Raw genomic sequence first — 12,774 nt, 5'->3', positions numbered from 1 at the left:
ACACCAGGAGCTCGTCATGAAGCCAGCAGACCTGTCCGTTCCCGCGCTGCACTGCCCGCTGCCTGTGCGCATCAATGAAGGCCTCGGCCAGCAAGTGGATGATTTGTTGTTGCCATGGGTCGCAGCGGTCGGCATTTTCAGCGAGCAAATGCCAAAAATCCGCGCCTCGCAGTTTGGCCGTTTCGCCATGCTCTGCCATCCGGACAGCGACGATCCCGACCGGCTGTTGCTGGCGGCGCAATGCTTCGCCGCACTGTTCGCAGTGGATGACTATTACTGTGACGATGACAGCCGCGGCTCGGTGCCGACGCTGCTGGGCGCGCGCCTGTCCCTGGCGCTGGCCGCCCTGGAACAGGCGCACCTGAGCGATGAGTACGCGGCCGATCTGCGCCGGGGACTGCGAGCCGACCCGGTGCTCAGGGGGCTGCTGGCCTACATGAGTCGCGTCGGCCAGTTCGCCACGCCGGCGCAACTGGCCAGGGTCCGCCACGAGATCATCGCCATGTTCGTGACCATGGGCGCCGAAGCCTCGTGGCGCCTCACTGGACGGTCACCCAGGCTCTGGGAGTATCTGGCGCACCGTCAGGTCAACAGCTTTTTGCCGTGCCTGGCGCTGATCGACATCATCGGTGGCTACGAGCTGCCGGCCAATCTCTATTCGGCGCCGGCGGTGCGCCGAGTCACTGCCCTTGCCGCCAGCGCGACGATTCTTGCCAATGACCTCTATTCGGCACACAAGGAAAGCCAGACCAGCCAACAGGACTTCAACCTGCCCCAATTACTCGTCGCCCATGAGCGCTGTTCGCTGGCGCACGCCATGCACCTGACCGCGAAGGTCCATGACGATATCGTGCGGGCCTACGAAATGGCGGAACAGGCAGTGTTGCCTGGGGCGTGCGCCGAGCTTGTACGGTTTCTCGCCGGCGTAAAGGCCTGGGTGGGCGGCAGTCTGGAGTGGCATCAAAGCAGCGGGCGCTATCGGAGCTGATCCCGGAACTCCTGCCCCTCGTACCAGTCAGCTGAATACCTCCTCCGTGCAAGGCTGAGCTGGCATGTCCGATCCTCATCAAGAACGCCAAAGCGCGATCGATGCCCACGGCATCATCGGCGACCTGCGCAGTGCCGCGCTGGTCAACGACAAGGGCAGCGTGGATTTTTTCTGCTGGCCGGAATTCGACAGCCCGTCGATCTTTTGTTCGCTGCTGGACACCCCTGACGCCGGAATCTTCCAGCTGGCCCCGGACCTGCCCGACGCTCGTCGCGAACAGATCTACCTGCCCGACACCAATGTCCTGCTGACTCGCTGGCTGAGCGCGCGAGCGGTGGTGGAAATCACCGACCTGCTGGCCATCGGCGACAGCGAAGATGATTTGCCGCTACTGATCCGTCGCGTGCGCCTGGTCAGCGGCAGCGCCCGCCTGGACCTGCGTTGCGCGGTGCGTTTTGACTATGCCCGGGCCGCGACCACCGCGCAGCGTGCTGGCGAAGATGTGTGTTTTGCCGCTGATGGCCTGCGCGGCCTGCGCCTGCGCAGCAGCCAGCCGTTGCAGATCACCGACAACGCCGCCTGCGCCCGATTTGAACTGCACCAGGAGCAGTGCGCCGAGTTCATTCTCGGTGCGGTTGATGACCCGCGCTTCCAGGCCGACAACAGTGACCTGTGCCTGCAACGCACGCTCAAGTTCTGGCGCGACTGGATCGGCCGCTCGACTTACCGTGGACGCTGGCGCGAGAGGGTCAATCGCTCGGCGCTGGCACTCAAGCTGCTGACCTCGCGCAAGCACGGCGCAATACTCGCCGCCGCGACCTTCGGCCTGCCGGAAACCCCGGGCGGCATCCGCAACTGGGACTACCGCTACACCTGGATCCGCGACGCCTCGTTCACCGTCTACGCCTTCATGCGCCTGGGTTTTGTCGATGAGGCCAACGCCTATATGCGCTGGTTGCGCGGGCGGGTCAGCGACTGCCAGGGCCACTCGATGAAACTCAACGTCCTGTACGCCATCGACGGCCGCCAGGAGCTGCCGGAACAGGCGCTCGATCACTTGTCTGGCCATGGCAACGCGCGGCCGGTGCGCATCGGCAATCAGGCCTATGACCAGGTGCAGTTGGACATTTATGGCGAGCTGATGGACGCGGTGTATCTGGTCAATAAATACGGCGAGGCGATCTCCCATGAGGGCTGGAAGCATGCGGTCGAAGTGGTCGATCAGGTCTGCGCCACCTGGCAGCAGGAGGACGTCGGGATCTGGGAAATGCGCGGCGAGCAGCATCACTTCCTGCATTCGCGACTGATGTGCTGGGTGGCGCTGGACCGGGCGATTCGCTTGGCTTCGAAACGCTCGCTGCCGGCGCCATTCGCGCGCTGGGACCAGACGCGCCAGGCGATTTACGCCGACATCTGGAGCAATTTCTGGAACGAGGAACGCGGGCATTTCGTGCAGCACATCGGCAGCACTGCGCTCGACGGTTCGATGTTGCTGATGCCGCTGATGCGTTTCGTCAGCGCCCGGGACCCACGCTGGTTGTCGACCCTGGAGGCGATCCAGAAATCCCTGGTGCGCGATGGCATGGTTTACCGCTATCACAATGACGACAGCCAGATCGACGGCTTGAGTGGCACCGAAGGCGCGTTCGTCGCTTGCTCGTTCTGGTACGTCGAGTGCCTGGCTCGCGCCGGGCAACTGGACAAGGCCCACCTGGAGTTCGAACAGCTGCTGCGCTACGCCAATCCGTTAGGCTTGTACGCCGAGGAGTTCGACAGCCACGCCCGCCACCTGGGCAACACCCCGCAAGCGCTGAGTCACCTGGCGCTGATCAGCGCCGCGTGTTTTCTCGATCGCAAGCTCAGTGGCGACGACGGGTTCTGGCAGCCCTAGCGTGCCTGGCGTTCCTGCAAAAAGGCCTGGACCTTGGCGGTCAGTTGATCGAGGTGACGATCGCGCTGTTTTTCCGCATCAACCATCGCCCGCTTGCCGTTGCGTTGCAGCAGGTAGCTGTGGATCTGCCGCACTTCGGTGGAGCGGTAGATCGGCGCCACATCCAGCACGGCGATCAGGCCGTCGGTGACCTGCTCGTGGGTGTTCATCAGCACCTGCGTACCGCGCGCGCCCAACACCTGGAAGCCCAGCGCCTCGAAGTACGGAACCTTGGCCACCGCGCAGCAAAGTTCGATGTGCGGGCAGCGCTGGCGCAACTCCTCGAGCATGGCGCGGGCGATACCCCGGCGGCGCTGGGTGGCATCGACCGCCACGAACGCCACGCCGCAGGCCTGGGGATTGTCCTTGACCGGCAGGTACAGCACGAAACCGAGGACCTTGTCCGGGTCTGCGGCGTCCATGGCGGTGATCAATTCGACGTTGACCCCGCGGGTGCCATCGAGGGCCTGCAGGTACAGGTGGACCTCGTAGCCCACCGCGTATTGATAGATGGCGAACAGCGGGTTGCTCGGCGGCAAGGCGACGCTGCTGATGTCGGTCAGGTTGTCGACCACCAGTTGCAGGATCTGGTCGGTCACCGTCTCCGGGCACGGGGTGTCGAAATGGCTCAGGGTAAACATCGATCTGGGGTTCCGAGGAAGAGGTCCGGGAAAAAGTGAGTGGGCTCAGGCCTTGGCTTTCACTGCTGCCAGCCACTCGGGCTGCAGTCGGCTCTGCTCGGTGTCCAGGCCTTGGGCCCGCATGCGCTCCAGGTGTTGGTCGACCTCGCGGATCAGCTGACTGTGGTCGCTGGAATTGCCATCGAGCTGGTGCATTTGCGTCAGCCCCAGGTGGTAGAAACGCAACAGTTTCATTGCACTTGGGTTACCGGCCTGGACCGCATCGGTGACCTGGTGCATGACGTTGGTGATGCGCATCAGGCTACGCTTGAGCTGCCAGCCGTAGACGGCGGCGGCCATCCAGGGCTGGGACCAGAACTTCAGTTTCATCAGCGCCGCACAGAGCAGCAGCGCCGCGATCACGCCACCGAGGTTGAAGCGGAAGTTATCGCCACCGGGCTCACCGAAAGCCATCACCGCCAAGGTCGACAGGGCCATCGCCAAGGCAATGAAGGTCACGGCGATGATCAATGTGCTGCGGCGCGTCTGCTGGCGAAAGGTTTCGGGGTTCCACGGCTTGATCTCGAACATCAGGGCGGCGCTCTCTGGCGAAGTTGAAGACTTGAATGCCCGGCATTATCGCCCGTCAGGCCCGCAACAGACAGGTTTAATCCGCAGCGCGGTGCATCGTCCGTCGCCCACCCGTGCAGTCAGCGGAACTCCCGGGACTGCGCGCACCTCATATGAGTATGTGGCAAACCCTTTAGGCTTCACGCTTTTGGAGGACACACCATGCGCCGCCTACTGCTTGTTCCCATGTTGCTCGCCCTGCCCCTTGGTTCGGCCATGGCCGATGTCGACGCCGGCGATGTCGCGACCTCAGCCGGGGTATCCGCCTCGCTGTACTCGACCTTCAAGGACCACAAACTGGTGGTCCCCGCCCGTGATGACCTCTCCAGCTTCGTCGCCAGTGGCGGCACCATCCGCGGCGCCTATTTGGAGTCGGTGCTCCAGCAGATCCGCCAGGACAATCCGGGGCTGAATGCCACGGATGCAGAATTGGCTGAGGCGTTGTTGATGCAACCTGATGTGCAATAACCGTTACGGGCAATGATCCTGTAGGAGCGAGCCTGCTCGCGAAAAACTCGAGGGCGCCGCGTGCATTCAGGATGCACGCGTAATCGTTGACGTTTTTCGCGAGCAGGCTCGCTCCTACAGAAAGCCCCGCTCCTGAAAAAAATTGAACCGTCCTCAGTGCCATCGCCCTAACCCGATGACTATCAGGAGATTTTTCAGGAGGTAAAGCATGCAAATCGAATACCTGTGGATCGCCCTCGCGGCGCTGCTATTGCTCGCCGAATTGTGGGCAATCAACCGGGTGGTGAAGAGCCAGGGCAAGGCCAGCAACAAGGGCGTGTGGATTGTTGCGATTGTGTTTGTGCCGCTGATCGGGCTGGTGCTCTGGGCGGTGGCGGGGCCAAAACATATCGCCCACGAGCCGCAGGTTCGGCATTGAGGTAGCGGGCTGCCGGGCAGCCCAGTCTCAGAAGTTCGCCGGGGTGTTAGCGCTGATGATTTCCGCTTCATCCGCACCAATGTTACGGAAGCGGTGCGGCAGGGTCGTCGGGAAGTAGTAGCCATCACCGGCATTGAGCACGCTGACCTGGCCATCGACGGTCAGCTCCACCGTGCCTCGCGTCACCAGACCGCACTCCTCGCCTTCGGCATGCACGATCGGCTCTTCTCCGGAGCTGGCGCCGGGGGCGTATTGCTCGCGCAGCAGGCGCATCTGCCGGCTCGGCACCGAGGCGCCGATCAGCAGCAGGCGCAGGCCGTGGCGGCCGAGGTCGGGTTGCTCGTTGGCGCGGAAGATGTACTGGTGTTCGCGGGGTGGCTGGTCGAAGGTGAAGAAGTCCGCCAACGACATGGGAATGCCTTCCAGCAGTTTCTTCAACGAACTGACGGAAGGGCTGACCCGATTCTGCTCGATCAGGGAAATGGTGGCATTGGTGACGCCGCTACGCCGGGCCAGCTCGCGCTGGGAGAGTTTGTAGCTTTCGCGTACTAATTTGAGTCGAGAGCCCGTGTCCATGACAGCCTTATGTGAGAAAAACTTAAGGGTGGTGCGAGTGGATGGCGGGCGACCAATGTCGCGAAAATCGCCGTTCCTCTGTCCCGAAGACGTGAAAGGCGGCTATTAAATCACGTTTGTCCCCGCAGCTCAGTAGCTTCGATAAACGGTGTCGCAAATGCCGGTTCCCCCGAGGCGCGGCGGATTGCGCCGCGCCTCGGGAGCTGTGTCGATCATGCCGTTATCAGATGCCGAAACGGTCACGCATGGCGTAATACACCGCGCCCATCGCCGTCAGCGGCGCCTGGAAGGTGCGCCCGCCGAACATCGGCATGTGCGGCAGGGAGGCGAATGCGTCGAAGCGCTCGGCATCGCCGCGGATCATTTCCGAGATCAGCTTGCCGGCCAGGTGCGAACAGGTCACGCCGTGGCCACTGTAGCCCTGCATGTAGTAGGCGTTTTTCTCGATACGGCCGAATTGCGGCATGCGTGACATGGTCAGCAGGAAGTTGCCGGTCCAGCGGTAGTCGATCTTCACGTCCTTGAGCTGCGGGAAGGTCTTGAGGATTTTCGGCCGGATCAACTGTTCGATGTCGTCCGGCTCGCGCGCACCGTAGACCACGCCACCACCGTACAGCAGGCGGTTGTCGGCGGTCAGACGGTAGTAGTCGAGCAGGTAGTTGCAGTCCTCGACGCAGTAGTTGTTGCTGATCAGGCTTTTGGCGACCTTCTCCGACAACGGCTCGGTGACCACGATCTGCGAACCGCACGGCATGCTTTTGCGGGTCACGCGGTTGTCGAGGTCTTGCGGCAGGTAGGCGTTACCGGCGATCAGCAGGTACTTTGCGCGCACCACGCCTTTGGCCGTGCGAACCACGATCGGCTCGCCGTAGGTGATTTCCACCGCCGCCGATTGTTCGTAGATTTTCCCGCCGAGGCTGAGGATAGCTGCGGCTTCGCCCAAGGCCAGGTTCAGTGGGTGGACGTGTCCGCCCTGCATGTCCAGCAGGCCGCCGACATAGTTTTTCGTGCCGACTTCCCTAGCGATTTCCGCCGCATCCAGCAGGCGCAGGTTGTGGTTGCCGTAGCGCTCCCAACCGTTTTTCTGCTCGGCCAGGCCCTTGAGTTGTTTCTTGTTCAACGCGGCGAAAATGCCACCGGGCTTGTAGTCGCACTTGATGTCGTACTGCTTGATCCGCGAGCGGATGATGTCCGCGCCTTCGAAGATCATGCTGCCGAGGACTTCAGCGGTCTTTTCGCCGTAGCGCTGCTCGATCACATCGACGTCGCGGCTGTAGGAGTTGACCAGTTGCCCGCCGTTGCGCCCGCTGGCGCCGTAGCCAACCTTGGCAGCTTCCAGCACGGTGACGCTGTAGCCGGCTTCGCTCAAGAACAGGGCCGAGGACAGACCGGTATAACCGGCGCCGATCACACAGACGTCGCACTCGACCAATTCTTCGAGCACCGGAAAGTCGATGACTTCGTTGCGGGTCGCGGCGTAGTAGCTGTTTACGTGTTTTTGCATGATTGAATTCCCGAGCGGCGGCACGCTGCTGCCTGCCGCCGCTGCTGTGAAAATAGTTAGAGCTTGATCCAGGTGGCCTTGAGCTCGGTGTACTTGTCGAAGGCATGCAACGACTTGTCGCGACCGTTACCCGACTGCTTGAACCCGCCGAACGGCGCGGTCATGTCGCCGCCGTCGTACTGGTTGACCCAGACGCTGCCGGCGCGCAGACCACGGGCGAAGGTGTGGGCCTTGCTCAGGTTACTGGTCCAGACGCCGGCGGCCAGGCCGAAGATGCTGTCGTTGGCGATGGCCAGGGCTTCTTCCGCGGTGTCGAAGCTGATCAGCGACAGCACCGGGCCGAAAATTTCCTCTCGGGCGATGGTCATGGCGTTGCTCACACCGTCGAAAATCGCCGGTTCGACGTAAAGGCCGCCGGTGTCTTCGAGGGTGCGCCGGCCGCCGGCAATCAGCTCGGCGCCCTGCTCCTTGCCGATCTCGATGTAGCGCAGCACGTTGTCCAGTTGACGCTGATCGACGAGCGCACCGACGGTGGTCGCCGGATCCAGTGCGTGCCCTGGTTTCCACGCTTGCAGCGCTTCGACCAGCAACGGAATGAACTGCTCGCGAATCGAGCGTTCCACCAACAGCCGCGAGCCGGCGGTGCAGACTTCGCCCTGGTTGAAAGCGATACCGCTGGCCGCAGCCTGCGCAGCGACGCGCAGGTCCGGCGCGTCGGCGAACACCACGTGCGGGCTCTTGCCACCGGCTTCCAGCCAGACTCGCTTCATGTTGCTCTGCCCGGCGTAGATCAGCAGTTGCTTGGCAATCGCCGTCGAACCGGTGAAGGCCAGCACGTCGACGTCCATGTGCAACGCCAGCGCCTTGCCCACGGTGTGGCCGTAGCCCGGCAGGACGTTGAACACGCCCTTGGGAATACCGGCTTCCAGTGCCAACTGGGCGATGCGGATCGCGGTCAGCGGGGATTTTTCCGAAGGCTTGAGGATGAACGAGTTGCCCGCCGCCAACGCCGGGGCGAATTTCCAGCTGGCCATGATCAGCGGGAAGTTCCACGGCACGATGGCCGCGACCACGCCGGCCGGCTCGCGCGTGACCAGGCCCAGTTGATCGTGGGGAGTGGCGGCGACTTCGTCGTAGATTTTGTCGATGGCCTCGGCGGTCCAGCGGATCGCGTTGGCGGTTGCCGGGATGTCGACGTTCATCGAGTCGCTGATCGGCTTGCCCATGTCCAGGGTTTCCAGCAGCGCCAGTTCTTCGCGGTGGGCGAGGATCAGGTCGGCGAAGCGGATCAGGGTGCGCTTGCGTTCGGCCGGAGCCAGCTTGGCCCAGACGCCGGATTCGAAGGTCTGGCGCGCGACGGCGACAGCGGCATTGGCGTCGGCTTCGTCGGTGCTGGAGACATTGGCCAGGAAGCGGCCGTCGACCGGGCTGATGCATTCAAAGGTCGCGCCGCTTGCCGCTGCGCAGTATTGGCCGTCGATGAAGGCACGGCTTTCGATAGTTAGGGACTGGAAGCGTTGTTCCCAGTCGCTGCGAGTGTTTGTCATGGTTGTGACTCGACGCAGGGGAATATTGGATATCGGTGTGTCAGGCGACGGAGGGGCGTTGGCTGACCGACCGCCTTCGCTGGCAAGCCAGCTCCTACAGTTGATCGTTGTCGCTCACGGATGTCGCGCCCGACACACAACCTTGTAGGAGCTGGCTTGCCAGCGAAGGGTATGCATCAGGCGACATCGATGGATCAAACGGTATGCAGATACCAGTTGTACTCAAGGTCGGAGATGGAGTTCTCGAACTCGGCCAACTCGCTTTCCTTGCAGGCGACGAACACGTCGATGTACAGCGGGTCGATGTACTTGGCCATGACGTCGCTGTCGTCCAGCACGCGCAACGCGTCGCGCAGGTTGTTCGGCAGGCTCTGCTCGTTCTGCTCGTAGCTGTTGCCTTCGACCGGAGCACCCGGCTCGATCTTGTTGGTCAGGCCGTGATGCACGCCAGCCAGGACCGAGGCCATCAGCAGGTACGGGTTGGCGTCGGCACCGGCCACGCGGTGTTCGATGCGCACGGCATCCGCCGAACCGGTAGGCACGCGTACCGCCACGGTGCGGTTGTCGATGCCCCAGCTCGGCGAGTTCGGTACGTAGAACTGCGCACCGAAACGGCGATAGGAGTTGACGTTCGGGCAGAGGAAGGCCATCTGCGCCGGTAGGGTCTCGAGCACACCACCGATGGCGTGACGCAACGAGGCGTTCTGCTCGGGATCTTCGCTGGCGAAGATGTTGTTGCCTTCTTTATCAAGGATCGAGATGTGCACGTGCAGACCGTTACCCGCCTGGCCCGGGTACGGCTTGGCCATGAAGGTGGTGTCCATCTCATGGTCGTAGGCGATGTTTTTCACCAGGCGCTTGAGCAGGACCGCGTAGTCGCAGGCTTTGATCGGGTCGGCAACGTGGTGCAGGTTGACTTCGAACTGCGCCGGGGCGCTTTCCTTGACGATGGCGTCAGCCGGAATGCCCTGCTCTTTCGCACCTTCGAGGATGTCCTGCAGGCAGTCGACGTATTCGTCGAGGTCGTCGATCAGGTACACCTGAGTCGACATCGGACGCTTGCCCGACACCGGCGAACGTGGCGATTGCGGACGACCGTTCACGTTGTCCTGGTCGATCAGGTAGAACTCCAGCTCGAACGCGGCGCAGATGGTCAGGCCCAGGTCATCGAACTTGCGCACGATGTTGGCCAGCACTTCCCGTGGGTCGGCGAAGAACGGCTGGCCTTCGATTTCGTGCATGGTCATCAACAGTTGCGCGGTCGGGCGCTTCTGCCAGGGCTCGATGCTCAGGGTGCCGGGGATCGGGTAGCAGATCCGGTCGGCGTCGCCGATATCCAGGCCCAGCCCGGTGCTTTCCACCGTCGAACCATTGATGTCCAGGGCAAACAGCGAGGCCGGCAGGTTGATGCCTTTCTCGTAAACCTTATGAAGACTGGTGCGCTCGATGCGCTTGCCGCGCACCACACCGTTCATATCCGCAATCAGAAGGTCGACGTACAAAACCTCAGGATGTTTCTTAAGGAATGCGTTTGCTTCGTTGAGTTGAACGGCACGCAGAGGGACCGACATGATGCACCTATTAGCTGTTAATTATTATGTTCACTGCACTTTCTGGAGCTCAGTCAATCCGAAAGGCAATGTGAAGTCAAGCAGGGGTAATCGGTGTTTTTTGTTGATTTTATTGGTCATCGCAGCCACTCATCGTCGAATAACCTTCAGCAAACCCGCAGCCAATCAGGGTTCCAGACCTCAAGCCGTTTAGAATTATTTACATGAGAGTTGTTAAAAAAAATCAACGAGGCTAAGCTCTGGAAAAGCTCGTTCAAGTGTCAAACTTCGAGGTGATAAAAATGGCATTCAAGCCATTGATCGGCGTTACTGCGTGCGTCAAACAGATTGGCCTGCACCCCTACCATGTCAGCGGCGACAAGTACTTGCGTGCCGTCAGCGTCGCGGCTTTGGGGTTGCCGGTGATCATTCCTTCCCTGGCCGAACTGACCGAAATCGAGGACCTGCTGCCGCAGCTCGATGGTCTGTTGCTGACCGGCTCGCCGTCGAATGTGGAGCCCTTCCACTATCAAGGCCCGGCCAGCGCCCCCGGCACCGAACACGACCCGCAACGGGACAGCACGACCCTGCCGTTGATCCGCGCGGCGGTGGCGGCCGGTATTCCGGTGCTGGGCATCTGCCGTGGCTTCCAGGAAATGAACGTGGCGTTCGGTGGCAGCCTGCATCAGAAGGTCCATGAACTACCGGGCTACCTCGATCACCGCGAAGCCAATCATCCCGACCTGGCAGTGCAGTACGCACCGGCGCACCCGGTCAATGTGCTGGCGGGCGGTGTGTTCGAAGCCCTCGACCTGCCGCCGGTGTTCCAGGTCAATTCGATCCACAGCCAGGGCATCGACCGCCTGGCACCGGGCCTGCGCAGCGAAGCCGTCGCGCCCGATGGGCTGATCGAGGCGATTTCCGTCGAGCACAGCAAGGCCTTCGCCCTCGGTGTGCAATGGCACCCGGAGTGGCAGGTCCTGGCCAACCCTCCCTACTTGAGAATCTTCCAGGCCTTTGGTGACGCGTGCCGGCAACGGGCCGCGCAACGCAACGCGCGCTGACTTAAAAACCCGAACCATCGATTTACTGCCCCCACGAGCATGGCGGGCCGCTTTTGCGCGTCTGCCGCTCGTGACAGCAACACCCTGCGATAACAACAAGCACTACCAGGCAGCCAGGACGGCGGCGCCGAATAAACCCGGCCAATGCATAACCCCGCGCGTAGGAGCTGGCTTGACAGCGAAGAGGCCCGGACAGTCGACATAGGTTGTCTGTCAGGCCGCCTTCGCTGGCAAGCCAGCTCCTACACAAAGGGACGCAGATAACGCTGGGTTTGCAATCAACTATTAAGTCAGGCCGCGTTGGCCCGGCGACTGAAACCTGTTGGGAGTTTCACATGGCAAACGCCTCCAGCACTTACAGGAAGGCTCTTGAGGGTCACCAGCAACCGAAAAAGGTTCTGGTGAAAGTCGATCGCGTCACCAAGAAATTCGACGAGACCACGGCGGTGGACGATGTGTCCCTGGAGATCCATCAGGGCGAAATCTTCGCCCTGCTCGGTGGCTCCGGTTCCGGCAAGTCGACCCTGTTGCGCATGCTCGCCGGTTTCGAGCGTCCTACCGAAGGACGGATCCTGCTCGACGGCGTGGACATCACCGACATGCCGCCGTACGAACGGCCGATCAACATGATGTTCCAGTCCTACGCGCTGTTCCCGCACATGACCGTGGCACAGAACATCGCCTTCGGCCTCAAGCAGGACCGTTTGCCCGCCGCTGAAATCGATGCCCGCGTCGAGGAAATGCTGCGCCTGGTGCACATGACCCAGTACGCCAAGCGCCGCCCCCACCAGCTATCCGGCGGCCAGCGCCAGCGTGTGGCGCTGGCCCGCTCCCTGGCCAAGCGGCCGAAGCTGCTGCTGCTCGACGAACCGATGGGCGCACTGGATAAAAAACTGCGTTCGCAGATGCAGCTGGAACTGGTGGAGATCATCGAGCGCGTCGGCGTGACCTGCGTGATGGTGACCCACGACCAGGAAGAGGCCATGACCATGGCCGAACGCATCGCGATCATGCACCTCGGTTGGATCGCCCAGATCGGCAGTCCGGTGGACATCTACGAAGCGCCGGTCAGCCGCATGGTCTGCGAATTCATCGGCAACGTGAATGCCTTCGACGGCACCGTGGTCGAAGACCTCGAAGGTCACGCGATCATCCACAGCCCAGACCTCGAGCAGAAGATCTACGTTGGCCACGGCGTCAGCACTTCGGTGCAGGACAAGTCGATCACCTACGCGATCCGCCCGGAAAAAACCCTGGTCAGCACCCAAAAGCCCGAGACCCCATACAACTGGTCCCGCGGCAAGGTGCATGACATCGCCTACCTCGGCGGCCACTCGGTGTTCTACGTCGAACTGCCTGGCGGCAAGATCGTCCAGTCGTTCATGGCCAACGCCGAACGCCGTGGCGCGCGCCCGACCTGGGACGATCAGGTGTACGTCTGGTGGGAAGATGACAGCGGCGTGGTACTGCGCGCATGAA

At 62.0% G+C, this 12,774-nt stretch carries 12 protein-coding genes; 6 read left to right on the top strand and 6 right to left on the bottom strand.

Annotation, left to right across the window (positions count from 1 at the left end; genetic code table 11):
• The first annotated feature begins 16 nt into the window (after positions 1-16).
• Together ACZYR5_RS22335 and ACZYR5_RS22330 are read left to right on the top strand one after the other, a co-directional pair.
• Positions 17-988 (top strand): family 2 encapsulin nanocompartment cargo protein terpene cyclase, encoded by a 972-nt coding sequence (locus ACZYR5_RS22335; protein WP_489091871.1) that lies wholly within the window; start codon positions 17-19, stop codon positions 986-988.
• Positions 989-1,052: 64 nt separating this feature from the next.
• The gene (locus tag ACZYR5_RS22330; protein ID WP_489091872.1) at positions 1,053-2,879 is read left to right on the top strand and encodes a glycoside hydrolase family 15 protein; all 1,827 of its coding nucleotides are present in this window, start codon (positions 1,053-1,055) and stop codon (positions 2,877-2,879) included.
• Here ACZYR5_RS22330 and ACZYR5_RS22325 read toward each other — a convergent pair.
• Positions 2,876-3,559, bottom strand: a complete 684-nt coding sequence (locus tag ACZYR5_RS22325; RefSeq protein ID WP_489091873.1) for a GNAT family N-acetyltransferase — start codon at positions 3,557-3,559, stop codon at positions 2,876-2,878. The genes ACZYR5_RS22330 and ACZYR5_RS22325 overlap by 4 nt on opposite strands.
• 45 nt (positions 3,560-3,604) lie before the next feature.
• Entirely contained in the window at positions 3,605-4,129 is a 525-nt protein-coding gene (locus ACZYR5_RS22320; RefSeq protein WP_489091874.1) for a DUF3087 domain-containing protein, read from the bottom strand.
• Between the two features lie 201 nt (positions 4,130-4,330).
• On the opposite strand from ACZYR5_RS22320, the gene ACZYR5_RS22315 reads away from it, so the two are divergent.
• Positions 4,331-4,636, top strand: coding sequence for a DUF2388 domain-containing protein (locus tag ACZYR5_RS22315; RefSeq protein ID WP_489091875.1), 306 nt, complete (start codon positions 4,331-4,333; stop codon positions 4,634-4,636).
• 208 nt (positions 4,637-4,844) lie between these two features.
• Complete coding sequence (locus ACZYR5_RS22310; RefSeq protein ID WP_489091876.1) at positions 4,845-5,054, top strand: PLD nuclease N-terminal domain-containing protein; 210 nt, start codon at positions 4,845-4,847, stop codon at positions 5,052-5,054.
• A gap of 27 nt (positions 5,055-5,081) precedes the next feature.
• On the opposite strand, the gene ACZYR5_RS22305 is transcribed toward ACZYR5_RS22310, so the two are convergent.
• From ACZYR5_RS22305 to ACZYR5_RS22290, 4 genes are all read right to left on the bottom strand, one after another.
• A complete protein-coding gene (locus tag ACZYR5_RS22305; protein ID WP_027618083.1) occupies positions 5,082-5,630 on the bottom strand; it encodes a cupin domain-containing protein in 549 nt (182 codons plus the stop codon).
• Between the two features lie 223 nt (positions 5,631-5,853).
• On the bottom strand, positions 5,854-7,137 hold the full coding sequence (locus ACZYR5_RS22300) for an NAD(P)/FAD-dependent oxidoreductase (RefSeq protein WP_489091898.1): 1,284 nt from the start codon (positions 7,135-7,137) through the stop codon (positions 5,854-5,856).
• 53 nt (positions 7,138-7,190) lie between these two features.
• On the bottom strand, positions 7,191-8,681 hold the full coding sequence (locus ACZYR5_RS22295) for an aldehyde dehydrogenase (protein ID WP_489091877.1): 1,491 nt from the start codon (positions 8,679-8,681) through the stop codon (positions 7,191-7,193).
• Between the two features lie 194 nt (positions 8,682-8,875).
• Positions 8,876-10,252 carry a glutamine synthetase family protein gene (locus ACZYR5_RS22290; protein WP_489091878.1) on the bottom strand — a complete coding sequence of 459 codons (1,377 nt, stop codon included), beginning with the start codon at positions 10,250-10,252 and terminating at the stop codon, positions 8,876-8,878.
• 281 nt (positions 10,253-10,533) lie between these two features.
• Between ACZYR5_RS22290 and ACZYR5_RS22285 the strand changes: the two genes are divergently transcribed.
• Positions 10,534-11,295, top strand: coding sequence for a gamma-glutamyl-gamma-aminobutyrate hydrolase family protein (locus ACZYR5_RS22285; protein ID WP_489091879.1), 762 nt, complete (start codon positions 10,534-10,536; stop codon positions 11,293-11,295).
• A 335-nt stretch (positions 11,296-11,630) separates the two neighbouring features.
• Entirely contained in the window at positions 11,631-12,773 is a 1,143-nt protein-coding gene (gene potA / locus ACZYR5_RS22280) for a polyamine ABC transporter ATP-binding protein (protein WP_489091880.1), read from the top strand.
• Position 12,774: the final 1 nt, after the last annotated feature.

It is taken from the genome of Pseudomonas sp. F007 (assembly GCF_057814275.1).
Note: the sequence above shows the minus strand (reverse complement) of the source record. Positions and strands in the feature narration are given on the sequence as shown.